The following is a 26,812-nucleotide window of genomic DNA, read 5'->3' as shown; positions in this document are numbered from 1 at the left end:
CTGAAAGGTGTTCCGTTGACGGACCTTGCCCTTGACTCTCTCTCCTCAGCTACGACACATCCGGATGCGGCGTTCCCGCGCTTCCACCCGCGGCCGGCGCAGGGCTGGATCAACGACCCCAACGGCGTCAGCTACATCAACGGCCGCTACCACGTGTTCTTCCAGTACAACCCGGACTCTGCCCGGCACCAGCAGATCCAGTGGGGACATGTCAGCTCCCCGGACTTGGTCCGCTGGGAAGAGCACCCGGTTGCACTCGTTCCCCAGGCCGGTGGACCGGACTCCGCCGGGTGCTGGACCGGCGTGGTGACTTCCGACGACGGAGTGCCCACCGCAGCCTACTCGGGCGTTCAGGACCACGGAGGGCATTCGCAGGTTGTGATCGCGCGCGGCTCCTCGGATCTGGTCACGTGGAAGCAGGACGGGCACGTTGCCGTGTCCATGCCTTCCGACCCGCTGGTTACCGCCGTCCGCGACCCGTTTATCTTCCACTTCAACGGTGCCCGCTACGCCATGCAGGGAGCCGGACTTGCCGACGGTCGCGCCGCCTTGTTGCTCTACACGGTGGAGTCCTTGGACGACTGGAAGTACCAGGGGATTTGGCTGACCACGGCTGACCCCGTAGCGGCTGTCCACACACCGGCTGAGATCTGGGAATGCCCGCAGTTGGTGCAGGTACCCGCATCTTCGGGTGGCTCCGCATGGGTCATGATGTTCTCGCTGTGGCTCTCCGGGGACGACCACGAGCACGCGAACGGCGTGGGCCACCTGATCGGTTCCATGACCTCGGATCCCGACACCGGTTTGCCCGTTTTCGCACCCGTGTCCGGCGGCAAGTCCGATCTCGGCCGGGACTTCTACGCTCCGCAGATCATGCAGCTCCAGTACGGTTCCGCTGATTCTGCGCCTGCGGCTCTCTTGTGGGGATGGGCCAACGAAGGCCCCGGACGCGACGGCCGGCGTGGCCGCACCCAGGAAGAAATCGACGACGCCGGGTGGTCGGGTGTCCTGACGCATCCTCGCGTCGTGTCGGTGGTTGACGGCGCGCTGGCAATCACTCCTGCGCCCGAGGTTGAGGCTTACCGGGGCACTGCCGTGGCTTCCGGTGCTGACGGATCCGTGGCGCTTCCGGGGTTCGCCGAGGTGCTGGTCCGGGGTGCTGTGGCCGGGTCTGGGTCTTCGGTGGCCGGGTCTTCGGGGGCCGGGGCCGGGTCTTTGGAGGCCGTGCAGTTGGTCCTTGGTTCAGGGGATAACGCACAGGTGGTCTACTCAGGTCCCTTGGTCAGGGAGCTGCGGATCTTCATCGATGCATCCCTGGTGGAGGTGTACCAGTCCGGGACCGTTGCCACCACCCTCCGGGCCTACCCGGCTCCAGGGGAAGGCTGGACCCTCAACCTCCCCGACGGCGCGACTGCCGACGTCTGGGAGTTGGCGCTGCCCGCCGAGTAATCCTTCACATTGCGGGGCCCGGTCTGCGGTTTATCCCTGTCTTTTGGGGCGCAGATTGGGCCCCGCATTGTTGGGCCGCGCAATGCACGGGCCTCATTGTTCAGCTCAGTGTGGTGCCGGGCCGGTCGACTCACGCACCACCAAGCGGCAGGGGACCATCGTCTCCATGGTGCGTGCCGCCGTCGTGCCTTCACCGCCCTCGATGGTGTCCAGCAGGGTGGTCATGGCCGCGCGGCCGATTTCACGCAACGGCAGGGCCATGGTGGTGAGGGCCGGGACCATGGTGTCCGCGATGCGGGCTTCGTCGTCGTAGCCCATGATGGACAAGTCCCGGGGGACACTTAGGCCCAAACGGGCTGCAGCCAGGGCGACGCCGACAGCCAAGCGGTCATTTGCGCACATGATGGCCGTCGGGCGATCAGCCGGGGACACGCCGTCGAGCAGCTTCATGGCGCCGTGGTAACCGGCATCAATGTCCCATCCCGCCATGAAGACCCGCTCGTCGCGGAACGGAACGCCGGCCAGGGCGTGGGCATCCCGGTATCCCTGGACACGGAGCGGTGCTGCGGGAGAATCCTCGGATCCGGCGAGCAGCGCGATGTCCCGGTGCCCCCATTGCAGCAGATGCTCCGTGGCCTCCCTGCCGCCGGTGATCTCGTCGGGAATGACGTGGTGGAGCTGCGGTTCCGGATGTTCGTCATAGCAATTGGCCAGCACGGACGGTATGCGGAGCATCCCCTGCGGGATCTCGATCGGTTTCAGGCCGACAGTGACGTACATGAGGCCGTCCACCTGCCGGTCCAGAAGCGTCTCGATTGCGCTCGCATCCCGGGCAGTATCGCGCTCGGTGTCCATGACGAGAGTTACGAAACCACGGCTGCGGGCGATGTCGTCCGCCCCGCCGATGATGTTGCCGTCGAACGGGCTCACCACTACTTCGTCGGACAGGATGCCGATAACCCTGGACCGCTGGTTCCGGAGGCTCAGCGCGATGGCGTTGGGGGAGTAGTTCAGCTCCTTGGCGGCCTGTCGAATGCGGTCCTGGCTCTCCTTGGCCACGTTCCCGTCACCGCGCCCGTTGAGCACCAGCGAGACCGCGCTCCTGGAAACCCCCGCCCTCTTGGCGACGTCCAGTGCGGTGGCCTTGCGGTTCATGGGCTTCCTCTCCTGCCGGTTACTCAGCAGTCTACCTAACGCGTGTGAGGGTGCGGTCTGTCAGGTCGGGTAGCCCAGTTCTGAGAACACAGCCTGCATGAAAGAGAGCGATTTGAGAAGACGTAGCCGGGATCGATGGAGGCATAGCCGCTGCTGTTAATGTACGGACGGACCTCCACACTCCACGTCAGCATCATGGCGCCCACGCCGAAAGGCAGGCAGGCGATGAGCCAGATGAAAGGGTTCTCAACGCCCTGGTCCTTGCCAAGCAACGGGCGTTGGGCGGGCGTCGGTTGGAATGCGGGCGGTCCCACGCGGTCCGTCCAACCGGTGCCGTTCCACCAGCGCAAACAGCGGGGATCAGCCGGGTCGGGATACCATCCCGGCGCTGCCGTCACGTGGTGACCGAGTATCCGAACTGGTTGTACATCGACTGCATGAAGTTGGACATCCAGATGCCCGATACCACCAAGCTGATCACAAACACGGCAATGGTTGCCCAGATCGGCCACAAGCCTCTCTTGGGGGCGACCTTATTGACGATGACCGAACGTCCAATCACGTAAACAACGGAATTGAGGAACGCCCAAGCCCAATGGAAAGGACGCTCGACGCCGGACTTCAGCAGGCGCTGACGGTCCAGGTACGCGAAGAACACCGACAGTCCGTAGGAGACGAAGCCCGACCCCAGGAGCAGGAAGTACGCCGGGGTGTAAATGGAGAAGGGATCAACGGTAGTGACGCCCTGCCGGGTGGTGATCATCCTGAATTCCGGCTGCCAGGTCAGCATGAAAATGATCGAGACAAGCGGCAGGAACGTGATGACCCAAATGAAAGGGTTGTACACAGGAGTTTGCGGACTTATCTGCGGACGTGGTTGAGGAACCGGCGCCTGGTACTGCATGGTGCGCGGGGCCTGCTGGGCAGTCCACGCAGTGCCGTCCCACCAGCGCACGAACCTCGGGTCCGAAGGGTCGGGGTACCAGCCGGCAGGAGTTGTGGAACCGGGCATTGATTGAGTCATGTTTCCCCCACGTTGTGTTGTGACTTCGAGAATATCGCGGTTGCCGTCTCTCGGTTATCAGGCGACCTTCCCCAGAGGTTATGTGGCGGTGTAAGCATGAATAATGAGCTTCTTTGACGACCTCCCCGAGCCCCCTGTCCGGCAACCCCTGACACAGCCGGCTCAGCCGGAATGGTCGGGGCCGCCGTCGGGCGAACTGCCCGGTGTAGTGTCCCCCGGCGGCTTTGTACTCCGCGGTGCCAACGCGGTGGTGGCGCTGAAAATGGTGGAAGTCTTCTCTACGGGATGCCTCTTGGACCTCGTATGGTGTGTTCGGCGCTCAAACGAATCCGACCAGGAGTGGCGGGACGTCATGGAACGGAGCTTCCAGCGGCCCGGGCTGCCGGGAATCATGATCGGGGCAGGGCTCCCGGACGGGCGCAAGGCGTTTGCCGGGGCAACAAGGCCATCCATGTTCGAAGGCTCCGAAGAGGTTACGGGGCCGGTTCTCGTGGAATGGGGAGGTGCCGGCGGCAGTGCCGGGGATCAGCAGGCAGAAGGCTCTGCACGGTATTGGCTGTGTCCGCTGCCTGCAGAGGGGGAGCTGAAAATCGTTGCAAAGTGGGATAACCAAGGGTTGGCCGAAAGCACCTTGACAGTTCCCGGTAAACGTTTGGCAACGGCACGGGAAGAAGTGCGCGGGTACTGGTCGGAGTAGTTTTCCACATAGCCCGTTCCGCTTGTCCTGGGTGAAAAGGCCGCCGGTACAGTGGCACTATGCCTGTTCGCCTTCCTGATCTCCAAGAACTTCTCGATTCCGCCTACGTCGTCTCGTTGCCCATGCGCGTGAAGTTCCGCGGCATCATGGAGCGCGAGACCCTCCTGTTGCGCGGACCGCTCGGCTGGGGAGAGTTCTGCCCTTTCCCGGAATACGACGACGACGAATCCTCCCGCTGGTTGGCGGCCGCCTTGGAAGCGGGCTGGCTTGGGTTCCCGGAAGCGTCGCGGGACGTAATACCGGTGAACGCGACGGTCCCCGCGGTTTCGGCTGACCGCGTCCCGGAGGTACTCGCCCGGTTCGGTCGCGTAGATGCAGTCAAGATCAAAGTCGCTGAAAAAGGACAGCAACTCGCCGATGACCTGGCGCGGGTAGTTGCCGTGCGCGAGGCCCTTCCCGATGCCGCCATCCGGGTGGACGCCAACGGGGGCTGGGACGTGGACCAGGCAGTGGACGCGCTGGGGAAGCTATCAGCTGTCGGCTTGGAGTATGCAGAACAACCCGTGCCGACCATTGACGGCCTGGCGGAAGTCCGCCGCAGGCTCTCTTCGGCGGGAACACCGGTCCTCATCGCCGCGGACGAGAGTGTTCGCAAGGAAGATGATCCCCTGCGCGTGGCACGGGCCGGCGCCGCCGACCTCATCGTGGTCAAGGTTGCCCCGCTCGGAGGAGTACGCCGCGCCTTGGACATTGTCCAGCAAGCCGGGCTGCCCGCCGTCGTCAGTTCCGCACTCGACACCTCCGTAGGTATCCGGGCGGGCCTCGCCCTCGCGGCTGCCCTTCCGTCGCTGCCGTACGCCTGCGGTTTGGGCACCGTTTCGCTGTTCGCGTCGGACATCACCGTGGATCCCCTGGTGGCCGACGACGGCGCCATCCGCTTGCGGGACACGGCCGCGGATACCGGGCTGCTTGAGCAGTACGCAGCTTCGGCGGAGCGCCGGGACTGGTGGCTGGACCGTCTGCGACGCGTCCACTCCGTCCTTGCCGGGAACCAGCACCGTTTGTTCACCGGGTCTTAACCGGAGGGACCTCTCAGCTTTGGATTCCGCTGAAAGGCTCAGCGGGAACCTCGTACACACTCTGGAAGGTCCCCCATGTCTGAAACCACCGGACGCACGTTTCCGCTGCTCCCCATGCTCGGCCACACCAAAGGCAAGCGCAGCGCCGTAACCTGCGCACTCAAGTGTGACAACGCCTGTGCCGGCGATGTCTGCAACACCAGCGCCAACGGCTACTTCCGCGACATCGCCTCCACGGCTATGTCCCGCCGTGCTGCCCTGGGCCTCGGCGCGGCAGGTGCGCTCGCCGTCGTTCTTGGTGGTGCCGTAACCGGTGCTGACTCTGCAGTCGCCGATTCGGGCAACGGACTGTCCAACGCGGCCAAGAAGGGCTTCGAGAAGTCCAAGCTTCAGTTCACGGCCATCAAGCCGGTCGACGCCGCCGTCGACGCTTTCACCGTTCCCGAGGGCTTCGGCTGGAACCCCATCATCCGATGGGGAGACCCGCTGTTCGCCGACTCACCGGCTTTCGATATCACCAAACAGACAGCTGCCGCCCAGGCCCGTCAGTTTGGTTACAACAACGACTACACGGACATCCTGCCGATCCCGGGTTCCAAGGACCGCCGTGCCGTTCTCTTCACCAACCACGAGTACACGAACGAGAACATCATGCTGCCGGTCGGCTTCGACGCAGCAGAAGCCCGTGCCATCGGCCGGGCCGCCCACGGCCTGGCCGTCGTGGAGCTCGAGCGCAAGAACAAGAACAAGCCGTGGAGCTACGTCCAGGGTGCTGCCCTGAACCGGCGCTTCCTCACCGACACTGTGTACGAACTGACCGGTCCCGCCGCCGGTACCAACCTCGTCAAGACCATTGATGATCCCGCGGGCCGCTGGATCAAGGGCACCCTGGGCAACTGCTCCGGCGGCACCACGCCGTGGGGCACCATCCTCTCCGGCGAGGAAAACTTCAACGGCTACTTTGCGACACCTGGAACCAGCGACGCAGACAAGCGCTACGGCCTGTCCTCGAAGCCAACCACCCGCCAGTGGGAGCTCGACGAGCCGCGTTTCGACACCCGCAACTCCGGCTACGCCAACGAAAGCAACCGCTTCGGCTGGATCGTGGAAGTTGATCCGTTCGACCCCACCTCCACGCCGAGGAAGCACTCCGCCATGGGCCGCTTCAAGCACGAGGGCGCCAACGTCATTCTTGCTCCGGACGGCCGCGTTGTTGCCTACATGGGCGACGACGAGCGCTTCGATTACCTCTACAAGTTTGTCTCCAAGGGAAAGTACCAAGCGGGTGACTCCAAGGCAGCACGCAAGAACAACATGAGCCTGCTCTCCGAAGGCGACCTGTATGTCGCCCGCTTCACGGGCGACTCGCCTGCGGCCGAGATTGATGGCACCGGCAAGGTCCCCGCCGACGGAGCCTTCGATGGTTCGGGCGAATGGTTGCCCTTGGTTGTCGGCGGCGCCTCAGCAGTTCCCGGCATGTCCGTGGCAGAAGTTTTGGTGTACACGCGACTGGCGGCTGACAAAGTCGGCCCCACCAAAATGGACCGTTGCGAAGACGTTCAGCCCAACCTGCGCACCGGCAAGGTCTACGTGGCCTGCACCAACAACTCGGACCGCGGCAAGGCAGGCAAGGAAGGGGCGACCGAGGTCAACCCGCGCACCCTCAACCGGGATGGCCACATCGTCGAGATCACCGAGGGCAAGGAACAGACCGGTACCAAGTTCAACTGGACCCTGCTGCTGGTGGCCGGTGATCCCGCCAAGAACAACTCCACGTACTTCTCCGGATTCCCGGCCAACAAGGTGTCGCCGATTTCCTGCCCGGATAACGTAGCGTTCGACTCCGTCGGTAACCTTTGGATTTCCACCGACGGCGCCCCGTCCACCATCGGCTACAACGATGGTTTGTTCAAGGTCACTTTGGAAGGCCCGGAGCGCGGCAAGGTAGAGCAGTTCCTGGCCGTTCCCCGCGACGCCGAAACGTGTGGCCCGATCGTCCACGACGAAGAGCGCACCGTGTTTGTCGCGGTCCAGCACCCGGGTGAGGAAGGCACGTTCGACGCGCCCCACTCATACTTCCCGGACTACGTTCCGGCCGGAGCCACCCCGGCTGCCGGCGCGGTTCGGGCACCCCGCCCTTCGATCGTGCAGGTGTTCCGCAAGTAACTGAAACCCGAAACGCTCCCTTACCTCCTGGAGGTAGGGGAGCGTTTCTGCACCCCCAAACGCTTGCTCACGTTCCGCGTGTTTGATCCCAACGCTTGCTCACATCCCTCGGGTTTGATCCCAACGCTTGCTCACATCCCTCGGGTTTGATCCCGACGCTTGCTCCCATCCCTCGGGTTTGGTTCGGACGCTTGTTCACATCCCGCGGGTTTGATCCCGACGCTTGCTCATGGTTCCCGATAACCACGGATCCACCGCTATTCCGACAGTCCCATTGGGACGTCAACGAGGGTCCCGCCAAACACCCGGGGCGTGAGCAAGCGTTTGGTGGGAAGCACCTGGAATGCGAGTGAGGGCTGGTGGGAAGGGCGCGTGGCGTGAGTGAGGGTGTGGGTGAAGGGGCCGGGTTGTGAGTGAGGGTGTGGGGGAAGGGGCCGGGTTGTGAGCAAGCGTTTGGTGGGAAGCACCTGGAATGTGAGTGAGGGTGTGGGTGAAGGGCGCGGGGCGTGAGCAAGCGTTTGGGTGAAGGGGCCGGGTTGTGAGTGGGGGGTGGGGGAAGCAGCCGGGATGTGAGCGAGCGATGGGGGACTGCAGCCCCCAATAGACTGGAGCGGTGACTTCACAGGACTCTCTGACTTCCATCGCCGCCGCCCGGATCGCCGTTACTGCATTGCTCGACGGCGGCGTGCGGCACGCGGTGGTGGCCCCCGGTTCGCGGTCGGCGCCCATGGCCTACGCCCTCGCCGAGGCAGAAGCCGCGGGGCGGGTCCGACTTCATGTCCGGATCGACGAGCGGGACGCCGGCTTCACCGCCCTGGGCCTGGCGCTCTCCACGGAAGCCCCGGTCGCGGTCCTGACTACCTCGGGCACAGCCGTGGGGAACCTCCTTCCCGCTGTGATGGAGGCCAACCACTCGGCCGTTCCCGTGGTGGTCATTTCCGCCGACCGTCCCGAGGAACTGCACGGTACCGGGGCGAACCAAACCACCATCCAACTGGACCTTTTCGGCGATCACGTGCGCTTCGCCGTCGACGTCGCCGCGGGGGACAACCCGCAGAAGGCAGTTGCCACTGCGCTGTATGCAGCCACCGGTGCGCTGGAGGACACGCCGCCAGGTCCGGTCCAGGTGAACATCGCCTTCCGCGATCCGCTGACGCCCGAAACCGGGGATGCCCTGCCGGATACGCAGGGACACGGCGTGTTCCATTACGACGCCGGACCGCAGGCTTTGGAGCTTCCGGCAGCGTCCAGCGAACTTGCCGAGCGACGGACCGTGGTCCTCGCTGGCCATGACGCCGGACCGGTGGCGGAGGCCTTCGCCCGCGCGCACGGCCTTCCTTTGCTGGCAGAGCCGTCTTCGAACGCCCGCTTCGGCCCCAATGCCGTTGGTCCGTATCGTGTGCTGCTGGAGCACTTTGGTCCCGGTTCACCCGCTCCCATCGAGCGCGTTGTCCTTTTCGGCCGGGCCACCCTGTCCCGCCCCGTTGCAGCACTCCTGGCCCGCGAATCGGTGGCATCAGCGATCTACCAGCCTGTCCCGGTCGCTTGGTACGACGCCGGCCGACGCCGCGAAACGCCCATCGAAACCCTGCCGGAACTGGCCGCTTTCGCCGGCCGCGGCCCGACTGAATGGCTCGATACCTGGCTTCTCGCCGGCGCCTCGGCCCAACATGCGCTGGATGGCGTGCTCGCGGCGGAGAGCCTTGCCAACGGCCCGTCAGTAGGAGCCGCCGTTTGGGAACACTCCCGCGGCCAACTTGTCCTCGGCTCCTCCAACGGCATCCGCGACGTGGACCTCGCCGGCCATCCGCATCAGGGCCCGATCGCCACCGTGTACGCCAACCGTGGCCTCGCCGGCATCGACGGCACCATCGCCACAGCTACCGGAATCGCACTTGGCAGTGGACGCGAAACCACCGTCCTCTTGGGCGATGTCACCTTCCTGCACGACGCCGGGGGCCTGCTCCTGGGCCACGGTGAGCCGGTGCCGGACCTCCGCATCGTGGTGCTCAACGACTCAGGTGGCGCCATCTTCGCACTCCTCGAACACGGCGCCGTGGAAGACTCAGGCGCCTACGGCACCGCCGTCGAACGCCTCTTCGGTACCCCGCACTCAGTGGACATCGCGGCACTCGCGGCGGCATACGGCGTCGGGCACCAAGCAGTAAGTACGACGGCGGAACTCGCCGACGCACTCAAGTCGCCCTTGAAGGGTCGCACCATCGTGGAGGTACGCGTGGACAGGGCGGGTCTGCGCGGACTCCATGCCCGGATCAAGGAAGCCATCAACGCCGCCGTGGGCCACGGAAACTGAGGCAGGCCACAGACACTGACGGGGGCCACCCAAATTTGGGTGTCGTCAGTCCGTTTTCCGGGCACTCAGCAGTTTGCGTGGCGAGCGGTGGGTTGTCCACATAGGCAAACTCTGCCCTCGTACCGCAGGAGCGTCCCACGAAGACTGTTGGAATGCGAAGGCTACCCAAACTCATTCTCGCCAAGGATTTGTCCATCCTCGGAGGCAATTCCAGGTCATTGTCCATGGATGCGAAGGCCGGAAAGCTCGTCCGCATCAGGCACGGTGTCTACGTCGATGCCCCTCAATGGCAGCAGTTGGAGAGCTGGGAACGTTACACCCTGAACGTAGAAGCGGCAGCCGAGTGCTTAGCGGCTCCGACCATCTTCTCGCACCACTCGGCGGCGTCGATTCACGGAATCCCCACTATCCTGCGCCACCAGCCTGTTCATGCCCTGACGACTTACACCGGAGGAGGCCGTTCGCGTGCGGGGGTGAGACGCCACTTGGTAGCCGCAGGAAGCGAGCGGGCCCAGGAAGTCAACGGCTTCCTGGTCACAGACAGGATTCGGACCGTACTGGACATCGCCGCGTCGGTTCCGTTTGCCGAGGCCGTTGTCCCGGTGGATTTCCTGCTGAACAGAAAGCGAAACGCCCAGCCTGTGACCAAGGAGCAACTCTTGGACGGCATCAGCGGGACTTACTCCAAAGCAGCGGTCAGGCGAATCACAGCGGCGGTAAAGTTTGGTGCCGGAAACTCCGGTTCACCCGGCGAATCCTATGCCCGCGGCTTGATGCACGTCCTCGGATTCGAGACTCCTTTGCTGCAGTATGCGGTGAACACCTCAAGGGGAACGGTGTACACGGACTACTACTGGGAGGGGCTTGTGTTGGTTGGAGAATTCGACGGCCGCGAAAAGTAAATGAAGCCGGAGTACTTGCAGGGACGTACGCCTTCCCAGATAGTGATCGAAGAGAAGGCCCGCGAAGACGCCATACGAGCCGCCGGCCGAAGAGTGTTCCGGCTGGTGTGGAGCGACCTGACGGTGAGCAAGCTGGAACGCGTGCTTGAGTCAGCCGGGGTTCCCCGCCGTCGTCGTGCTTCTGCAGGCCACCCAAATTCGTAGGCGAACCGGAAACGGGAGGGCGACACCCAAATGTGGGTGTCGCCCTCCCGTTTCTGTGGCGCCAATCAATATGCGCGGCGTCAGCGGCGCCGGCGAAAAGCTACGCTTCCTCGACGCCGATGTGCGTCGGGTCAAGGACGCGGCGCAGGAATTCCTTGGTACGCGGCTGAGTGGGGGCGCTGATGACGTGCTCCGCCGGCCCTTCCTCCACGACAACGCCGGCGTCCATGAAGACCACGCGGTCGGCCACTTCGCGGGCAAAGCCCATCTCGTGGGTGACCACCAGCATGGTCATGCCTTCCTGGGCCAGCTTCCGCATGACCGCAAGGACGTCGCCCACGGTTTCAGGGTCCAGTGCAGAGGTCGGCTCATCAAAGAGCATGAGCTTCGGATCCATGGACAAAGCGCGTGCGATGGCCACGCGCTGCTGCTGGCCACCGGAGAGCTGGTCCGGGAAACGGTCGGCCAAGTGTCCCAGGCCAACGCGCTCAAGGTTGTGGCGCGCAACGTCGGCCGCTTCGGACTTGGAGCGCTTGAGCACTTTCATCTGCGAGATTGTGCAGTTCTCCAGCACGCTGAGGTGCGGGAACAGGTTGAAGTGCTGGAAGACCATGCCTACGCTTTGGCGCATCTTGTTGAGGTCCACGTCGGGGTCGGTCGGTTCGAACTCGCCCACGTTGATGGTGCCGGCGTTGGGGTGTTCCAGCAGGTTGACGCAGCGAAGAAGGGTGGACTTGCCCGAACCTGATGGTCCGATCAGGCATACAACCTGGCCGGGTTCCACGGTCAGTGAGATGCCCTTGAGGACCTCGTTGCTGCCGTAGGACTTGCGCAGGTCTTTGATGTTGACGCCGGCGGCGCGAACGGTGGCCGTGCTCCCAGTGGAGTTATTCATGACTGTCCTGCCTATCGCTTGGTCCGCGCGGAGCGGCTTTCGAACTTCCTGGCAAGGAGGCTCAAGGGGATGGTGATGACCAAGTAGAAAGCACCTGCCACGAGCAGGGGGGTGAGGCCCGCGCCGAGGCTGGAGATGCCGTCGCGGCCGAACTTGGTGAGCTCGTACTGGGACGCCGTGAGGCCCAGGACGTAGATCAGCGAGGAGTCCTTGGTGAGCAGGATGATCTCGTTGGTCAGCGGGGGGAGGACGATCTTGAAGGCCTGGGGAATGACGATCGAGACCATCGCACGCCAGTGCGGCATACCCAGTGAACGCGCTGCTTCCATCTGGCCCTTGGGTACGGCCTGAAGACCGGCGCGAAGGGTTTCAGCGATGTACGCAGACGCCACCATGCCCAGGGAAACCATGACCACGGTGTTGACGTCCCACTGCACACCGAAAGCCAGGGGAACACCGTAGCCGAAAGCGATGAAGACCAGCAGGGCAGGGACGCCGCGGAAGAACTCGATGTACCCGGTGGCGATCCAGCGGTACAGGGGGAAGGAAGAGAGCTTCATGAGGGCCAGCAGGAGGCCGCCCGACAGGCCCACCACGAAGGCCAGCGCCGTGTAGATAAGGGTGTTCTTGAGGCCAACCAGGAAGATATCCGGGAACATCGGCCCGATTTTGGCGAAGTTGAAGACGCTGGTGCCGATCGTCTTCCAGTCCACAGCAAGGATTACTGCGGCCAGGACCACAACGAATATCCCAGCCTGGACGTACAAACTGACTTTGGCTCGTTGACGTGCAGTCATTGCCATGGTGTTCTCACATTCATGTTGCGCAGCCGGGCCCCGAAACAACGTATCGTTTCGGGGCCCGCCTGCGTGGATCTCGGGAGAGCCGGGGCTCGGACTACTTGGTGGCTTCGCCGAACCAGGTGGTCTGGAACTTCTTCAGGGAGCCGTCATCAGTGATGCGCTTCAGGGTGCCGTTCACGGCGTCAGCCATGGCGGTGTTGCCCTTCTTGATGGCGATGCCCAGCTTCTCGCCCGTCGCGTAGTCCTCGACGCGCTTGAGGTTGGAATCGTCCTTGATGGCGTAGCCCAGCACGGACTGGTTGCCGATGGCTGCGTCGATGGTGCCGGCCTTGAGGGCCTGGACCAGGAGGCCGGAGTCCTCGAACTGCTGCGCGTCGATGCCCTTGTCCTTGGCGTACTGGGCGCCGGTGGTTGCCTGCTGGACACCCACCTTCTTGCCCTTGGCGCCGTCAATGTTGTTGATGCCCGAGGACGAGGTGGCCACCAGGGTCAGGTCGTCATCGAGGTAGGGGTTGGAGAAGTCCATGACGTTCTTGCGGACGTCAGTGATGGAGATCGAGGAGATGGAGACGTCGCACCCAGTCAGTGCAGTGCCGGTCTCGATGGCTTCGAAGGAGCTGTCCACCACGTTGAGTTCTGCCTTGATGTCCTTGGCGATCTCGGCAGCGATGTCCATGTCGAAGCCGACAATCTTGCCGTCCTTCTGGAATTCGAAGGGCTCGTAGGGCACATCCGAGCAGACAGTCAGCTTGCCGGCATTGATGAGTTTCAAGCCCGAGCCATCCGAGGCTGCGGGAGTGGAGGAACCACCGCAGGCGGTGAGGGCCAGTGCGCCGGCTGCGAGCACGGCGGCAATCTTGGTGCCGGACAGAACCGAACGGGAGATCTGCATGTTGTTTACCTTTTGTTGCGGTGGATGCTGAACTGAGTCGGTTTTAGTGTAGCGCCGAACATGAGATGTGCATCACAGGAAACGAAGTTTCACTATTAGATAACTAGTTTACGCACTTATCAACCACCGGAACCGAGGTCCTGTCTGGAATCCCAGATTCAGCGCTTGATTCCCAATGCCTCAAGCATCGGCCGGAACTTTGCCCACGTCTCGGCCAGTTCAGCCTCCGGCTGCGAACCCTCCACGATGCCGCACCCGGCATAAAGCCGCACGGTGTTGGCGTCCTCGATCACGGCTCCGCGCAACGCAATTCCCCACTCGCCGTTGCCTGCAGCGTCCAGCCATCCGACCGGTCCGGCATAGGGGCCGCGGTCCAGATGTTCGAGTTTCCGGATCAACGCACCGGCCACCAGGGTGGGGGTTCCGCACACCGCAGCGGTTGGGTGCAACGCGTTGATCAAGGCCAGGCAGGTCGGCACGTGACCTTCGATATCGGCCAGTTCCGCCTTCACATCCGACGCCAGGTGCCACACGTTGGGCAGCTCAAGGATGAACGGTTCGCTATGGGAGTTCATCGCCTCGGAGAACGGTGCCAGCTGTCGGGTCAGCGAATCAATGGCGATCTCGTGTTCGTGGCGCTGCTTTTCCGAACCGGCCAGGACCCGCTCCGCATATTCCATGGGGGAGCCGTCCATGCCGTCCGCATCCCGGCGATCCAGCGTCCCGGCCAGGACCCGCGCTTGCGCAGTGCGGCCCTCCACCTGGATGAGCATCTCGGGGGTCGCGCCCACCAGGCCATCAACACCGTACGTCCAGCATTCGCGGTACCTTGCGGCAAGTTGGCGAAGTACCTCCGCAGCGTTGACGCCCGCGGGAAGGGTGGCAACGACGTCGCGCGCCAAAACCAGCTTCTCCAGCTTGCCGGCGCGGATCTCCTCGACGCCGTCGGCAACCGCCTTCATCCAGTTCGCCTCGCTGAGGGAACCATGGCTAAGGTAACCAGCCGAACCGTTGGCGGCAACAGCCTCAGGTGGGAGTTCGACGTCGGACCCTCCTGTCGCTGAGCCGTCGCCGTTGGGTTCGGTCAGCCAGCGTTCCACGGCGGCGAGCACGCCGGCCTCGGTGAGGGGGCCGTCGTCGAACGTCAATTGAGTGGCCCAGCCGCGGCCGTCGCGGATACCGACCACCAATTCCGGGAGGATCAGGCGGGACACGTGCGGGGATGTTTTGGAGAAGGCAAACGAGCCGAAAGCCACGGGACCCGTGCCCGGGAGCTCAACGTGGTCCGTGATCTCTGCCTCAAGAATCAGGTGCCGCCACCAGATATCAGCCTCAAGGAAGCGCTCCGGGCCGGTGGCGTTGAAACGGGTCAGCTCGCCGTAGCCCACCAGGCCGGCCTCGCGCCGGGACCAGCAAAGGACGTCGTCCCGCACCAGAAACGACGGCAGCCCCCCTGGGGATGATTCAACATCGAGGGGGACTGTCAAGGTGCGGAGCGTGCTCGTCATGATGGAACAACAGTACTCCCGCGCGCAACCAGAACCTGAGCCGACTTCTACAGCGAAGCAAAGTCTGCTGAATGTCTGAGACAATTACTGGGTGAACCGAGCATCCTTGGAAAAGCGTCCGGACGAAGTTGCGACGATGTTTGATGATGTCGCCCCAAAATACGACGTCGTCAATGACGTCCTGTCCATGGGACAGACCCGGCGCTGGCGCCGGATCGTGGTGGACGCCATGGATGTGAAAGCGGGTCAGAAGGTCCTTGACCTCGCCGCCGGAACGGGCACTTCCAGCGAACCCTACGCCGACGCCGGCGTGGACGTGGTGGCCTGCGACTTCTCCCTGGGCATGCTCAAAGTGGGCAAGCGCCGCCGCCCGGACATCGACTTCATCGCCGGTGACGCCACCAACCTGCCCTTCGCGGACAACAGCTTTGACGCGTCCACCATTTCCTTCGGCCTGCGCAATGTCGTAGAACCCCGCAAGGCCCTGGAGGAAATGCTGCGCGTCACCAAGCCCGGCGGCCGCCTGGTCATTGCCGAGTTCTCGCACCCCGTGGTTCCACTGTGGCGCAACCTCTACACCGAATACCTGATGCGCGCCCTGCCGGCCATCGCCACCAAGGTGTCGTCAAACCCGGATGCCTACGTCTACCTCGCTGAGTCCATCCGCGCCTGGCCGGACCAGGACCACCTGGCCCAGTGGCTCGCCGATGCCGGCTGGACCGACATCACCTACCGCAACCTCAGCGGTGGCATTGTTGCCGTGCACCGTGCGCAGAAGCCCGCAGAGCACCGCGAGAGTGTTCCCGTTGCCAAGCTGCGACGCCAAATCAAGCCGCGCCACCAGGCCGGCTAGCTCCGTACTGCCTGCTGACTTAGGACGACGTGAAAGTACTGATTGTTGGCGCGGGCCCGGCCGGGTCCACTGCCGCGTATTACCTCGCCCAAGCGGGCATCGACGTCACGGTGCTGGAAAAGACGTCGTTCCCCCGCGAGAAGGTCTGCGGAGATGGCCTCACCCCGCGGGCTGTTCGCGAGATCCAGAAGCTCGGCCTGCCCCACGCTGTTGAGGAAGGGTGGCGCCGCAACAAGGGCCTTCGCCTCATTGCCGGTGGTCGCACCATCGAGTTGCCCTGGCCCGAAGTTGCGGATTTCCCCACCTACGGACTGATCCGCACCCGCCTTGGCTTCGACGAGGACCTTGCGCGCCACGCAGAGTCGGCCGGTGCGGTGGTGCTGGAACGCCACAGCGTCACGTCCGCACTGACCGCAGATGACGGACGTGTCATCGGAGTCCGCGCTTCAATCCTGGACGAGTCCGGACGCAAGACGGGCGAAACGCGCGACTTCCACGCCGACGTCGTTCTCGCCGCCGACGGAAACTCGACGCGAACCGCCGTGTCGCTGGGTATGCACAAGCGTGACGACCGCCCGCTGGGCGTCGCCGTGCGCACTTACTTCACGTCCCCCCGCCATGAAGACGACTGGATGGAAGGCTGGCTGGAACTCCCCGGCAAGTCCGGCAAGCCACTGCCCGGCTACGGTTGGGTGTTCGGCGTCGGCGACGGCACGTCCAACGTCGGCCTGGGCATCCTGAATTCGTCCAAGGAATTCGGCAAGCTCGACTACAAGCAGGTCCTGCGCGAATGGACCGCCGGTATGCCCTCGGAGTGGGGTTTCACCCCTGAAAACCAGGTGGGGGAAATCCGCGGCGCGGCGCTGCCGATGGGCTTCAACCGCACGCCGCACTACTCGCCCGGGCTGCTTCTGCTGGGCGACGCCGGCGGCATGGTGTCCCCGTTCAACGGCGAAGGCATTTCCTACGCAATGGAGTCGGCCCGGTTTGCCGCTGAGTTCATCATCGACGCCTCCTCCCGTTCGGCTTCAGCCGGGTGGACCGTCGACGACGCCGACGCACACCTTTCCCGGTACGCGGACTATGTGCGGGACCATTGGGGATCGCACTTCACGCTGGGAAGGCTCTTTGCTTCCTTGATTGGCAAGCCCGCGGTGATGAAGCTCGCACTGCGCACCGGTATGCCGATTCCCGTGCTGATGCGTTTTGTAGTGCGCATGCTCGCGAACCTGACCGACCCGTCCGCGAAGGGCTTCGAAGACCGCGTGATCCGGGTCCTCGAGATGCTGGTTCCGGCAACGTCCAACAGTTCCTCTGCCCGCGCTGTGACGCCGGCAGGCTCCGACACCGCGGTTTCCGCAACAACTAGTTAGGGTTAACCCGTGACGAACTCTGCCGAACACAGCTGGACGCATGCCGGGCACGGCTTGCCGGACTCCACCGAGCCTTCCTTGAACACCACGGCAATTGCGACGGGCCTCCAGCTGCCCGCAGGTTTTGCTGCCATTGCAGGCGACGCCGAGCTTGGCCCTGCCATCACCAACAACCTTGCCCGGGTGGAGAAGAAGCTTCGCGAAGCCATCTCCAACTCGGACCCCCTGGCTGACGCGACGTCGCGGCACCTGGTGGAAGCCGGTGGCAAGCGCATCCGTCCGCTGCTCACCCTGCTGTGCGCACACCTGGGCGATGCTTCCCGGCCCGAGGTTGTCCAGGCAGCCGTGGTTGTTGAGCTCACGCACCTCGCGACGCTCTACCACGATGACGTGATGGACTCCGCCCCGTTCCGCCGTGGAGCTCCCACCGCCCACGAGGTCTGGGGCAACTCCGTGGCCATCCTTACCGGTGACCTCATCTTCGCCCGCGCCTCCATCCTGGTTTCCGAGCTCGGCTCCCGTGCACTCGGCATCCAGGCGCGCACCTTCGAACGCCTCTGCCTTGGCCAGCTGCACGAAACCGTGGGGCCCCGCGAGGACGAAGATCCCGTAGAGCACTACCTGTCCGTCATCGCCGACAAGACCGGTTCACTCGTAGCGGCGTCCGGCCAGCTGGGTGCGATCTTTGCCGGCGCTGATGAGGCATTTGAAGACTTGTTGGTGGAGTACGGCGAAAAGGTGGGCGTCGCCTTCCAGCTGGCTGACGACGTCATCGATGTCACCGGGGTGAAGGTCAAGTCCGGAAAGTCCCCGGGCACCGACCTCCGCGAAGGCGTTCCCACTCTGCCCGTCCTGTTGCTGCGACGCGATGCTGCCGCAGGGGATACCTCTGCTGCCGAACTCCTTGAACTGATCGACGGCGACCTCTCCTCCGATTCGGCGTTGGCTGAGGCCGTGGCCGGCCTGCGCGAGCACCCCGTGACCAACGAGTCCTGGAAGATCGCCCGCCAGTGGTCCGCCGAGGCCGTTGCTGCCCTGGCTCCGCTGCCGGAGGGTGTGGTGAAGGATTCACTGACCAACTTCGCCCACGCAGTGGTGGACCGCAGCAGCTAAGTCTTCCTGGGCGTGGCTTCCTGACCCGCTTTAGGCGCTTGACGGCCGCTTTGCACCCTTTTCGGGTTGCAAAGCGGCCGTTTTCGTTCCAAAGTAGCTCGGGTCGCCACGGCGGACGGTCGAATCACGACGCCGGCACCCACTTTGGCGTCCACCTGGACGGTCCGAAGTGCCCGGCTTCCCTGTTACCCAGCACGATGAGCACTTCAGCCACCATCTTCCCTGGATGGTGGACGACGTCGGAGTAGTAATAGCGGAGAACCAGCAGCCCGCCACGCATGCTGGCGTTGTTCCGGTACTGGTCCTTCTTAACCTGCCTGCCTTCCAAGTGGGTACCTCCGTCCAGCTCGATCACCAGGCAATCGTTGATCAGGCAGTCGACTTCACCAACTCCGGGTAGCTGCACGTGCATCTTCACCCTGAGTCCTGCCCTGGTGAAGTGGACATGTGCCAGGACTTCCAGCAAAGAATCTGCCCTGGGAAGGACCAACCCCACAGCAGCCCGCGCCCGGCCATTGCGGGGACCCGCCAGTTTGGACCTTAGGTAATCCGGGCTGAGCAGCGCCTGGCTCACAGCACTCTGGACCATGACCAGCGACTCCAGCTCCGGCCGGCAACGAAGGGCGTGAATGAGAACGTCAGCCACGCCTGCAACAGGTAGATAGGGATGCGGGGGATGGGTCACGCCGGCGTGGTCAACAACCCGCGGGTTGGGCAGACCGTTGCCGCAGCTTAAGTGCAAAGTTTCTGGTTCGCGAAGTACCCAAAGGCCGTAGAACCTCGCTGCCGAGATACAGGTCAGGCGGCCATTCGCGCGAAAGGCGGCTACGACGTCGGGGTCTGCTCCTTTGGTGACGTAGACGCCTCGCTGCAATCGGGTGATCACCCCGTTGCTCAACGCCGATGCCAGTGTTCGTTCAGGGAACCCGGCCCGCTTCAAGTCTGCGGTTCTGGCCGCGCCGAGTCTGGATCGGAGGAATTGGGTGAGGTCCATCAGGCTATGGTTGCGGCGTTGGAGACTCCCCAGAGCCTGCTTTTCGGCCTATGTGGATAACTACACCGGGCCGTAAAAATGCAACGGCATCTTTGAATTTACGTTGACGCTAAGAGTTGCGCTTGTGACAGGATTGTCATAAGCTATTCACGGATCCACTAAATGCCTCCGGTGGGTCTGATGCGAACGGAGATTGTGGTCCCGGTTCGGTGCAGCGTATGACTCGTAACGTTGCAGCGAGCCGGGGCCATTCCGTTTAAGCCCGGAAATCCGTGGCTTTGTGACCTTCGTTCAACGCAAAACAGCCCCTATGCAATCAATCAAGGTTGCATAGGGGCTGCGCGTCGTTCAAACAAGGTCAGGAAGCCACGGGGGCGCCCTGAAAAAGGACCTAGTCCTCGTCGTCGTTGAAGGCCCACTCGAACATGTCGAAGACGAACTCGGAGAACGTGCCTTCCTCGCTCTTCCATTGGCCGCGGGCGTTGTTGCGGCGCCAGACGATGGGGTCCGGGATGCTGAGGTCGGCGGTGCGGAAGCCCCAGGTGAACTGTTCGTCCTCGTCCTCAAGGAACATGAGGAAGCCTTCGTCATCGACTTCAAGTTCCTCGGGGTCCCAGAAGTAGTGGTAGGCCTCCATGAGGTCCTCGCAACCGCCGATGGCAAGGTAGAACTCGCGAAGGACCAGCGGGATGGTGAAGGAGTGTTCAGCGAGGGCGTCGTCCAGTTCGTCGGGCGTGAGGCCGTCTTCTTCCTGCCATTCATCCTCGAGATACTTTGGGACCAGCGCGCGGAACTTCTCGAGGAACATGTCAGTCATGCTCTTATCCTAGCTAATCCCGGGGACCCGAAATTGCGCCCCCACCAGTACCGGCACGGTGCCATCCCCGGACAGCCAACGGCACGTACCAGCTGCGTCGCCAGGCCGTCACCCGGAACGCGAAAACAACACCGGCAATGACACAAGCAGTGAGCCCGCTGAAGAGCCCCAGATGCCACATCAACGTGGTCAAGCCAGCACCTACGAAGGCAGGCAGTGCATAGATGTCGCGGTTGTTGAACAGGGTGGGGATTTCGTTGGCGGTGATGTCGCGAAGCAAGCCACCGCCAACGCCCGTGGTCACACCCAGCAAGATCGCAGCCACGGGGTTCATGCCGGCACTGATGGCTTTGAGCGTTCCGGTAATGCAGAACAAGGCGAGTCCACCGGCGTCGAACAACGTCAAAAGCGAGGTGAAGCGCTGGACGGAGGAAAACAGGTAGTAGACCAGCATGGCTGCGAGCAGCGGCGGCGCCAGATAGGCGGGATTCGTGAAGGCGATGGGAGGCCCGGCATTGATGACGATGTCGCGGATCGCGCCGCCGCCCAAGGCAGCGATGGAGGCAAGCAGTATGGAGCCAACGAAGTCGAACTGCTTCCGGGCGGCCAACAGCGACCCGGAAACCGCGAAAAAGAACACGCCGATGAGGTCAAGCCAGAGAAGAACAATGTCAATGGAAATCAAGTGGACTGGTTCTTTCTTAACGTGCTTCACAACAGGTGCTGGCTCAACGTTACGCTAGCTCCCATGAACAGCCCCGTTTTGATCGCTTGCGCCCACGGAACCCGCAACGCTGAGGGCCAGGCGGCCATTCGCCGGGTTATGGCCGAGATCGAGGAACTCCGTCCCGGACTCCAGGTCCTGGAGGCCTACGTCGATGTCCAGGAACCCGAGTTGTCCGGCGTGGTGGAGGGCCTGCCCGAGGGGACTGCCGCCGTCGTCGTGCCACTCCTGCTGTCCACCGGCTTCCACATCAAGGTCGACGTGCCCAAGGCGATCAAGAGCCGGCCCGAAGTCGTGGCCGCCAGGCCGCTGGGCCCGGATCCCCGGCTTGCCGAACTGCTGGCCACTCATCTGCGCGCCTCGGGACTGGAAGAGAACGACGGCGTCCTGCTGGCTGCCGCGGGCTCGTCGCTGCCGGACGGATCGGTGGACTCGGAGGAGCAGGCTCGCCTGCTGGGGGAGCTGCTGCCGAACAAGGTGCGGGTCGCCTATGGTGCCAGCGCCCAGCCCAATGTGCCCGACGGCGTCGCCTCCTTGCGTGCCGAACTCGCCAACGATCCGAGCGGCTCCCACGGCAGGGTCTTCATTGCCTCCTACCTGCTGGCCACCGGCTACTTCCATGACCAATTGGCGAAGGCCGGTGCCGACGTTGTTGCGGCTCCGCTGCTGCCGTCGAAGGTTCTGGCCGAGATTGCCCTGGAACGCTACGACGCAGTGTTGGAAAGCCTCTCCTAACCTTTGTTTGCAAGGAAAACCGCCCTTCGGGGACCTGCATATCAGGCTGTCCGGAACAAGGCCGCTGGCGTGTTCGTGACGAAATGTTTCCCTAGGTGACTCAACATTTCCGGACCTTTGCTGGCGAAATCTGGCCAGACCTACAGTCGATGTATGACAGATACAGCTGTAGCCGGTGCGTCCGCTGACGCCGCAGTCCCTTCGCGCCCAGCACGCACCCGCCCGGCGGCCAAGCCCCATGGCCAGTGGAAGGTTGACGGCACCGCGCCGCTCAACGCCAACGAGACCTGGAAGCAGGAAGACAACGGCCTGAACGTCCGTGAGCGGATTGAGTCTGTCTACTCCAAGGAAGGCTTCGATTCGATCGACGGAACCGACCTGCATGGCCGTTTCCGCTGGTGGGGCCTCTACACACAGCGCAAGCCCGGGATCGACGGCGGCAAGACCGCCACCCTGGAGCCGCACGAGCTCGAAGACAAGTACTTCATGCTGCGCGTCCGCATCGATGGCGGTGCGCTCACCACCGAGCAGTTGCGCGTTATCGGCCAGATCTCCGTGGACTTCGCCCGAGGCTCCGCCGACCTCACGGACCGCCAGAACATCCAGCTGCACTGGATCCGCGTGGAGGATGTGCCGGAAATCTGGCGCCGCCTGGAGGGCATCGGCCTGTCCACTACGGAAGCCTGCGGCGACGTCCCGCGCGTCATCCTCGGCTCCCCGGTTGCGGGAATCGCCAAGGACGAGATCATCGATCCCACGCCGCTCATCCACGAACTCGCGGAGCGCTTCATCGGCGACCCCGAGCTCGCCAACCTGCCGCGTAAATACAAGACCGCCATCACGGGCCACCCGTCCCAGGACGTCGTGCACGAGATCAACGACTTCGCCCTGGTGGGCGTCGTCCACCCTGAGCTTGGCGCCGGCTACGACCTCTGGGTTGGCGGCGGCCTGTCCACCAACCCCCGCCTGGCCGAACGCCTGGGTGTGTTCGTTTCCGCCGACGTCGCCGCTGAAGTGTGGCTGGGCGTCACCAGCATCTTCCGTGACTACGGCTACCGCCGCATGCGCACCAAGGCCCGCCTGAAGTTCCTCATGAACGACTGGGGCCCGGCCAAGTTCCGCCAGATCCTCGAAGACGAATACCTTGGCTTCAAGCTTCCGGACGGCCCTGCCGCGCCCAAGCCCAACGCCCCGGGTGACCACATCGGCGTGCACGAGCAGAAGGACGGCAAGTTCTTCATCGGCGTGACCCCCACCGTGGGACGCACGTCCGGCGAGGCACTGGTGACGCTGGCCGACACCCTGGAAAAGCACGGTTCCTACCGCCTGCGCACAACTCCCCACCAGAAGCTCGTCATCCTGGACGTGGCCAAGGAGCAGGTGGAGCCGCTCATCGCTGAACTGGACACACTGGGCCTGTCCGCCCGCCCGTCCGTGTTCCGCCGCGGCACCATTGCCTGCACGGGCATTGAGTTCTGCAAGCTGGCCATCGTCGAAACCAAGGTCACGGCAGCTACCGCTATCGCCGAGCTGGAACGCCGCTTGGCCGACCTCGTGGAGACCAAGCAGCTGCCCTCGGCACTGTCCCTCCACATCAACGGCTGCCCGAACTCCTGCGCACGTATCCAGACGGCCGACATCGGCCTGAAGGGCATGATGCTGCCAACGCCCGACGGCGACCCCACCCCGGGTTTCCAGGTCCACCTCGGTGGCGGGCTGGCCAACAACGAGCGCGAGGAAGCCGGTTTGGGACGCACCGTCCGCGGCCTCAAGGTCACGGTGGAAGACCTGCCCGATTACGTGGAGCGCGTGGTCCGCAAGTTCGTCGCCGTCGGCGCCGAGGGCCAGACCTTCGCCGAGTGGGCACACTCCGCAGATGAAGGAGACCTCCAATGACAGATCCACAAACGCTTCCGGCCGTGCGTACCCTGCGGTCTCCGGAAGAGCTCAAGGCACTGGCCGAAGCCGGTGCCGCGGAGCTTGGCTGGAACGCCACGGCCCAGGAGGCCATCGCCTGGGTGGCACGGAACTTCGAACTGCCCGCCATCACCGTGGCGTGCTCCATGGCCGACGCCGTCCTGCCGGCCATGGTCGCGGACCAGCTTCCCGGCGTCGACGTTTTGTTCCTCGAAACCGGCTACCACTTCAAGGAAACCTACGAGACCCGCGACGAAGTAGCTGCCAACCTGCGCGTCAACGTCGTGGACGTCCTGCCGGAGAACACCGTGGAACAGCAGGACCGCCTGCTGGGCAAGGATCTGTTCGCCCGGGACGCCGCACAGTGCTGCGCGCTGCGCAAGGTCCAGCCGCTGCGCCGCTCGCTGTCCGGCTATGAGGTGTGGTTCACCGGCGTCCGCCGCGATGAAGCCCCCACCCGCACCAACACACCGGTGGTCACCTGGGATGAAGGTTTCGGCCTGGTCAAGGTGAACCCGATGGTGGACTGGTCCTTCGATCAGTTGCTGGAGTACTCCGAGGACAACATCCTCCCCGTCAACCCCCTCCTGAGCCAGGGCTACCCGTCCATCGGCTGCCAGCCCTGCACCCGCAAAGTGGCCCCGGGCGAAGACCCCCGAGCCGGCCGCTGGGCAGGTTCCGACAAGACAGAATGCGGACTACACACATGAGCACTCAAACAACCAGCGAGGACCTCGAGTTGAACCAGTTGCAGAGCGAAGCTGAAGGGGCCGCCGCGGCGTGGCGGGCATCGCGAAGCGGGCACGGCGGCCCTTCAGCTGAGCGCCTGAGCTCACTGGACACCCTCGAGTCCGAAGCAATTCACATCATCCGTGAGGTAGTTGCCGAATTCGAGAAGCCTGCGCTGCTGTTCTCCGGCGGCAAGGACTCCGTGGTTATGCTGCACCTGGCCACCAAGGCATTCTGGCCCGGCAAGGTCCCTTTCCCGGTGCTGCACGTCGATACCGGCCACAACTTTCCGGAGGTCATCGACTTCCGCGACCGCACCGTTGAGCGCCTCGGTTTGAAGCTGGTTGTCGGTTCGGTGCAGGAGTTCATCGACCGCGGCGAACTGGCTGAGCGTGCCGACGGCACCCGCAACCCGCTGCAGACCGTCCCGCTGCTGGACGCGATCCAGCGCAACAAGTTCGACGCCGTTTTCGGTGGTGGCCGTCGCGACGAGGACAAGGCCCGCGCCAAGGAGCGCATCCTGAGCCTCCGTGACGAATTCGGCCAGTGGGATCCGCGCAACCAGCGTCCCGAACTCTGGAACCTGTACAACGGCCGCCACACGGTGGGCCAGCACGTCCGTGCGTTCCCCATCAGCAACTGGACCGAGCTGGACATCTGGCGCTACATCGAGCGCGAGAACATCGAACTTCCCAGCCTGTACTACGCCCACGAGCGTGAAGTCTTCGCCCGCGACGGCATGTGGCGTGCAGTGGGCGAAGTTTCCCAGCCGCTGCCCCACGAGGACGTCATCACCAAACTGGTCCGCTACCGGACCGTGGGCGACATGTCCTGCACAGGTGCGGTCGAGTCCGACGCACGCACCGTGGCCGACGTCGTAGTTGAAGTCGCTGCCTCCACCCTGACAGAACGTGGCGCCACCCGGGCAGATGACCGCATCTCCGAGGCCGCCATGGAAGACCGCAAGAAGGACGGCTACTTCTAAATGAGCACCGAAACATTGGCTGCCGGGCTGGAAACAGCCCTGCCCACAACCCTGTTCCGTTTCGCCACTGCCGGATCGGTCGACGACGGCAAGTCCACTCTGGTGGGCCGCCTCCTTCACGATTCCAAGGCGATCCTTGCCGACACGCTCGACGCCGTCGCCCGCACCTCTGCCGACCGCGGCTTCGGTGGTGAGAAGGGCGGAATCGACCTCGCCCTCCTGACAGACGGCCTGCGCGCCGAGCGTGAGCAGGGCATCACCATCGATGTGGCCTACCGGTACTTCGCAACGGACCGCCGCAGCTTTATCCTTGCCGACTGCCCTGGCCACGTTCAGTACACCAAGAACACGGTGACCGGTGCGTCCACTGCGGATGCTGTCGTCGTACTCATTGACGCCCGCAAGGGTGTGCTGGAGCAGACCCGTCGGCACCTCTCCGTGCTGCAGTTGCTGCGCGTTGCCCACGTCATTGTGGCGGTCAACAAGATCGACCTGGTGGACTTCAGCGAGCAGGTGTTCCGCGACATCGAGGCTGATGTGCAGAAGGTCGGCCGTGAGCTTGGCCTTGGCCGTGACGATTCAAATGCGGGCGGGGTGACGGATCTTTTCGTGGTTCCGGTGTCCGCCTTGGATGGCGACAACGTAGTGGACCGCTCGGACCGTACCCCTTGGTACACCGGCCCTGCGCTGCTGGAGGTCCTCGAAACCCTTCCGGCCGCCGATGAGCTCGAAGCCGAACTGGAGAGCTTCCGCTTCCCGGTACAACTGGTCATCCGTCCGCAGGGGGCCTTGGCTCCTGATGCTGTGGCTGGCGGGCTCGACGTAGAGGCCTACCGCGATTACCGGGCCTACGCAGGGCAGATCACGGAAGGCTCCGTGAAGGTAGGCGACGAAGTGTCCGTCATCAGCCCCGGCCACGAACCGCGCGTCACCACGGTGGTCGGCATCGACTTCGCCGGCCAGTCGCTGGAGGAAGCTGCGGCACCGCAGTCCGTGGCCGTCCGTTTGGCTGACGAGATCGACATTGCCCGTGGTGACACCATCGCCGCTGCCGGGACTGTCCGCGAAAGCTCCGCCGACCTCTACGCATCGTTGGCCTGGCTGTCACCGAAGCCGCTGCGCGAAGGCCAGAAGGTCCTGGTGAAGCACGGTACGCGCACGGTCCAGGCCTTGGTCCGCAACGTCACCGGCAAGCTGGACCTGGCTACCTTCACCGTAGAGCCCACCAGCACCTTGGAACTGAACGACATCGGGCATGCCCAACTCCGGCTCGCCGCTGCTTTGCCGTTGGAAAATTACCTGCACCACCGCCGCACCGGCGCGTTCCTGGTGATCGACCCAATCGACGGCAACACGCTGGCCGCCGGTCTGGTCAAGGACCACCCGGGCGACCACGAAGACGAACGTTACGTCATTTAGGGTCATACGTAGTCACAAACCGCAGCTTGTTCGCGACCCCCACGTTGTAAGGCGTGACCGACGAA

Annotated in this window: 25 protein-coding genes; 15 read left to right on the top strand and 10 right to left on the bottom strand. The window is 63.9% G+C overall.

The window, feature by feature from the left end; genetic code table 11:
• Positions 1–15: 15 nt before the first annotated feature.
• Positions 16–1,449, top strand: a complete 1,434-nt coding sequence (locus tag PYR64_RS14395; RefSeq protein ID WP_275775876.1) for a glycoside hydrolase family 32 protein — start codon at positions 16–18, stop codon at positions 1,447–1,449.
• A gap of 105 nt (positions 1,450–1,554) precedes the next feature.
• On the opposite strand, the gene PYR64_RS14390 is transcribed toward PYR64_RS14395, so the two are convergent.
• The 3 genes from PYR64_RS14390 to PYR64_RS14380 are packed head-to-tail and all read right to left on the bottom strand — an operon-like array spanning position 1,555 to position 3,628.
• Complete coding sequence (locus tag PYR64_RS14390; protein ID WP_275775874.1) at positions 1,555–2,604, bottom strand: LacI family DNA-binding transcriptional regulator; 1,050 nt, start codon at positions 2,602–2,604, stop codon at positions 1,555–1,557.
• Between the two features lie 35 nt (positions 2,605–2,639).
• Complete coding sequence (locus PYR64_RS14385) at positions 2,640–3,002, bottom strand: DUF2510 domain-containing protein (RefSeq protein ID WP_275775872.1); 363 nt, start codon at positions 3,000–3,002, stop codon at positions 2,640–2,642.
• A complete protein-coding gene (locus PYR64_RS14380) occupies positions 2,999–3,628 on the bottom strand; it encodes a DUF2510 domain-containing protein (RefSeq protein ID WP_275775870.1) in 630 nt (209 codons plus the stop codon). The genes PYR64_RS14385 and PYR64_RS14380 overlap by 4 nt, the downstream gene beginning before the upstream one ends.
• Before the next feature lie 103 nt (positions 3,629–3,731).
• On the opposite strand from PYR64_RS14380, the gene PYR64_RS14375 reads away from it, so the two are divergent.
• The 6 genes from PYR64_RS14375 to PYR64_RS14350 all read left to right on the top strand — a co-directional run bounded on the left by PYR64_RS14375 (position 3,732) and on the right by PYR64_RS14350 (position 10,990).
• Positions 3,732–4,325, top strand: a complete 594-nt coding sequence (locus PYR64_RS14375) for a hypothetical protein (RefSeq protein ID WP_275775868.1) — start codon at positions 3,732–3,734, stop codon at positions 4,323–4,325.
• 59 nt (positions 4,326–4,384) lie between these two features.
• On the top strand, positions 4,385–5,404 hold the full coding sequence (locus PYR64_RS14370) for an o-succinylbenzoate synthase (RefSeq protein WP_275775866.1): 1,020 nt from the start codon (positions 4,385–4,387) through the stop codon (positions 5,402–5,404).
• Positions 5,405–5,479: 75 nt separating this feature from the next.
• Entirely contained in the window at positions 5,480–7,570 is a 2,091-nt protein-coding gene (locus PYR64_RS14365) for a PhoX family phosphatase (RefSeq protein ID WP_275775864.1), read from the top strand.
• A 613-nt stretch (positions 7,571–8,183) separates the two neighbouring features.
• Positions 8,184–9,884 carry a 2-succinyl-5-enolpyruvyl-6-hydroxy-3-cyclohexene-1-carboxylic-acid synthase gene (gene menD / locus PYR64_RS14360; RefSeq protein WP_275775862.1) on the top strand — a complete coding sequence of 567 codons (1,701 nt, stop codon included), beginning with the start codon at positions 8,184–8,186 and terminating at the stop codon, positions 9,882–9,884.
• Positions 9,885–10,036: 152 nt separating this feature from the next.
• Positions 10,037–10,786, top strand: coding sequence for a hypothetical protein (locus PYR64_RS14355; protein ID WP_275775860.1), 750 nt, complete (start codon positions 10,037–10,039; stop codon positions 10,784–10,786).
• Positions 10,787–10,990, top strand: coding sequence for a hypothetical protein (locus tag PYR64_RS14350; RefSeq protein WP_275775858.1), 204 nt, complete (start codon positions 10,787–10,789; stop codon positions 10,988–10,990).
• Between the two features lie 100 nt (positions 10,991–11,090).
• On the opposite strand, the gene PYR64_RS14345 is transcribed toward PYR64_RS14350, so the two are convergent.
• The 4 genes from PYR64_RS14345 to PYR64_RS14330 all read right to left on the bottom strand — a co-directional run bounded on the left by PYR64_RS14345 (position 11,091) and on the right by PYR64_RS14330 (position 15,088).
• The gene (locus PYR64_RS14345) at positions 11,091–11,885 is read right to left on the bottom strand and encodes an amino acid ABC transporter ATP-binding protein (protein ID WP_275775856.1); all 795 of its coding nucleotides are present in this window, start codon (positions 11,883–11,885) and stop codon (positions 11,091–11,093) included.
• A gap of 11 nt (positions 11,886–11,896) precedes the next feature.
• A complete protein-coding gene (locus PYR64_RS14340) occupies positions 11,897–12,688 on the bottom strand; it encodes an amino acid ABC transporter permease (RefSeq protein ID WP_275775854.1) in 792 nt (263 codons plus the stop codon).
• 94 nt (positions 12,689–12,782) lie between these two features.
• The gene (locus tag PYR64_RS14335; RefSeq protein WP_018776840.1) at positions 12,783–13,580 is read right to left on the bottom strand and encodes an ABC transporter substrate-binding protein; all 798 of its coding nucleotides are present in this window, start codon (positions 13,578–13,580) and stop codon (positions 12,783–12,785) included.
• Positions 13,581–13,738: 158 nt separating this feature from the next.
• Entirely contained in the window at positions 13,739–15,088 is a 1,350-nt protein-coding gene (locus PYR64_RS14330) for an isochorismate synthase (RefSeq protein WP_026267032.1), read from the bottom strand.
• Positions 15,089–15,179: 91 nt separating this feature from the next.
• Between PYR64_RS14330 and PYR64_RS14325 the strand changes: the two genes are divergently transcribed.
• From PYR64_RS14325 to PYR64_RS14315, 3 genes are read left to right on the top strand one after another with little or no spacing between them, the layout of a single operon-like run.
• Positions 15,180–15,941: a demethylmenaquinone methyltransferase gene (locus tag PYR64_RS14325; protein ID WP_026267031.1), complete on the top strand. Its 762-nt coding sequence runs from the start codon at positions 15,180–15,182 to the stop codon at positions 15,939–15,941.
• A gap of 29 nt (positions 15,942–15,970) precedes the next feature.
• Positions 15,971–17,314, top strand: coding sequence for a geranylgeranyl reductase family protein (locus tag PYR64_RS14320; RefSeq protein ID WP_275775850.1), 1,344 nt, complete (start codon positions 15,971–15,973; stop codon positions 17,312–17,314).
• Positions 17,315–17,323: 9 nt separating this feature from the next.
• Entirely contained in the window at positions 17,324–18,427 is a 1,104-nt protein-coding gene (locus PYR64_RS14315) for a polyprenyl synthetase family protein (protein WP_018776836.1), read from the top strand.
• 124 nt (positions 18,428–18,551) lie between these two features.
• Here the strand turns inward: PYR64_RS14315 and PYR64_RS14310 are convergent, their stop codons facing one another.
• From PYR64_RS14310 to PYR64_RS14300, 3 genes are all read right to left on the bottom strand, one after another.
• On the bottom strand, positions 18,552–19,421 hold the full coding sequence (locus PYR64_RS14310; protein ID WP_275775848.1) for a type IV toxin-antitoxin system AbiEi family antitoxin domain-containing protein: 870 nt from the start codon (positions 19,419–19,421) through the stop codon (positions 18,552–18,554).
• Positions 19,422–19,812: 391 nt separating this feature from the next.
• Positions 19,813–20,238, bottom strand: a complete 426-nt coding sequence (locus PYR64_RS14305) for a hypothetical protein (protein WP_018776834.1) — start codon at positions 20,236–20,238, stop codon at positions 19,813–19,815.
• Positions 20,239–20,251: 13 nt separating this feature from the next.
• Positions 20,252–20,923 carry a TRIC cation channel family protein gene (locus PYR64_RS14300; RefSeq protein ID WP_275775845.1) on the bottom strand — a complete coding sequence of 224 codons (672 nt, stop codon included), beginning with the start codon at positions 20,921–20,923 and terminating at the stop codon, positions 20,252–20,254.
• Between the two features lie 63 nt (positions 20,924–20,986).
• Between PYR64_RS14300 and PYR64_RS14295 the strand changes: the two genes are divergently transcribed.
• From PYR64_RS14295 to PYR64_RS14275, 5 genes are all read left to right on the top strand, one after another.
• On the top strand, positions 20,987–21,697 hold the full coding sequence (locus tag PYR64_RS14295) for a CbiX/SirB N-terminal domain-containing protein (protein WP_026267030.1): 711 nt from the start codon (positions 20,987–20,989) through the stop codon (positions 21,695–21,697).
• A gap of 153 nt (positions 21,698–21,850) precedes the next feature.
• Positions 21,851–23,593 (top strand): nitrite/sulfite reductase, encoded by a 1,743-nt coding sequence (locus PYR64_RS14290; RefSeq protein ID WP_039242596.1) that lies wholly within the window; start codon positions 21,851–21,853, stop codon positions 23,591–23,593.
• Complete coding sequence (locus tag PYR64_RS14285; protein WP_052247260.1) at positions 23,590–24,324, top strand: phosphoadenylyl-sulfate reductase; 735 nt, start codon at positions 23,590–23,592, stop codon at positions 24,322–24,324. Before PYR64_RS14290 ends, PYR64_RS14285 begins: the two co-directional genes overlap by 4 nt.
• A complete protein-coding gene (gene cysD / locus PYR64_RS14280) occupies positions 24,321–25,328 on the top strand; it encodes a sulfate adenylyltransferase subunit CysD (RefSeq protein ID WP_018776829.1) in 1,008 nt (335 codons plus the stop codon). Before PYR64_RS14285 ends, cysD begins: the two co-directional genes overlap by 4 nt.
• The gene (locus PYR64_RS14275; RefSeq protein ID WP_064721527.1) at positions 25,329–26,747 is read left to right on the top strand and encodes a GTP-binding protein; all 1,419 of its coding nucleotides are present in this window, start codon (positions 25,329–25,331) and stop codon (positions 26,745–26,747) included. It begins immediately after the preceding gene.
• Positions 26,748–26,812: the final 65 nt, after the last annotated feature.

The organism is Paenarthrobacter sp. Y-19, assembly GCF_029223985.1.
Classification (GTDB): domain Bacteria; phylum Actinomycetota; class Actinomycetes; order Actinomycetales; family Micrococcaceae; genus Arthrobacter; species Arthrobacter nicotinovorans.
Note: the sequence above shows the minus strand (reverse complement) of the source record. Positions and strands in the feature narration are given on the sequence as shown.

Bases quoted from the DNA above. Each gene is read 5' to 3' on its own strand.
- PYR64_RS14390 (WP_275775874.1), bottom strand. From the start codon at position 2,604: ATGAACCGCAAGGCCACCGCACTGGACGTCGCCAAGAGGGCGGGGGTT.
- PYR64_RS14380 (WP_275775870.1), bottom strand. From the start codon at position 3,628: ATGACTCAATCAATGCCCGGTTCCACAACTCCTGCCGGCTGGTACCCC.
- PYR64_RS14375 (WP_275775868.1), top strand. From the start codon at position 3,732: ATGAGCTTCTTTGACGACCTCCCCGAGCCCCCTGTCCGGCAACCCCTG.
- PYR64_RS14370 (WP_275775866.1), top strand. From the start codon at position 4,385: ATGCCTGTTCGCCTTCCTGATCTCCAAGAACTTCTCGATTCCGCCTAC.
- PYR64_RS14365 (WP_275775864.1), top strand. From the start codon at position 5,480: ATGTCTGAAACCACCGGACGCACGTTTCCGCTGCTCCCCATGCTCGGC.
- PYR64_RS14355 (WP_275775860.1), top strand. From the start codon at position 10,037: ATGCGAAGGCTACCCAAACTCATTCTCGCCAAGGATTTGTCCATCCTC.
- PYR64_RS14350 (WP_275775858.1), top strand. From the start codon at position 10,787: ATGAAGCCGGAGTACTTGCAGGGACGTACGCCTTCCCAGATAGTGATC.
- PYR64_RS14345 (WP_275775856.1), bottom strand. From the start codon at position 11,885: ATGAATAACTCCACTGGGAGCACGGCCACCGTTCGCGCCGCCGGCGTC.
- PYR64_RS14340 (WP_275775854.1), bottom strand. From the start codon at position 12,688: ATGGCAATGACTGCACGTCAACGAGCCAAAGTCAGTTTGTACGTCCAG.
- PYR64_RS14335 (WP_018776840.1), bottom strand. From the start codon at position 13,580: ATGCAGATCTCCCGTTCGGTTCTGTCCGGCACCAAGATTGCCGCCGTG.
- PYR64_RS14330 (WP_026267032.1), bottom strand. From the start codon at position 15,088: ATGACGAGCACGCTCCGCACCTTGACAGTCCCCCTCGATGTTGAATCA.
- PYR64_RS14310 (WP_275775848.1), bottom strand. From the start codon at position 19,421: ATGGACCTCACCCAATTCCTCCGATCCAGACTCGGCGCGGCCAGAACC.
- PYR64_RS14305 (WP_018776834.1), bottom strand. From the start codon at position 20,238: ATGACTGACATGTTCCTCGAGAAGTTCCGCGCGCTGGTCCCAAAGTAT.
- PYR64_RS14295 (WP_026267030.1), top strand. From the start codon at position 20,987: ATGAACAGCCCCGTTTTGATCGCTTGCGCCCACGGAACCCGCAACGCT.
- PYR64_RS14290 (WP_039242596.1), top strand. From the start codon at position 21,851: ATGACAGATACAGCTGTAGCCGGTGCGTCCGCTGACGCCGCAGTCCCT.
- PYR64_RS14285 (WP_052247260.1), top strand. From the start codon at position 23,590: ATGACAGATCCACAAACGCTTCCGGCCGTGCGTACCCTGCGGTCTCCG.
- cysD (WP_018776829.1), top strand. From the start codon at position 24,321: ATGAGCACTCAAACAACCAGCGAGGACCTCGAGTTGAACCAGTTGCAG.
- PYR64_RS14275 (WP_064721527.1), top strand. From the start codon at position 25,329: ATGAGCACCGAAACATTGGCTGCCGGGCTGGAAACAGCCCTGCCCACA.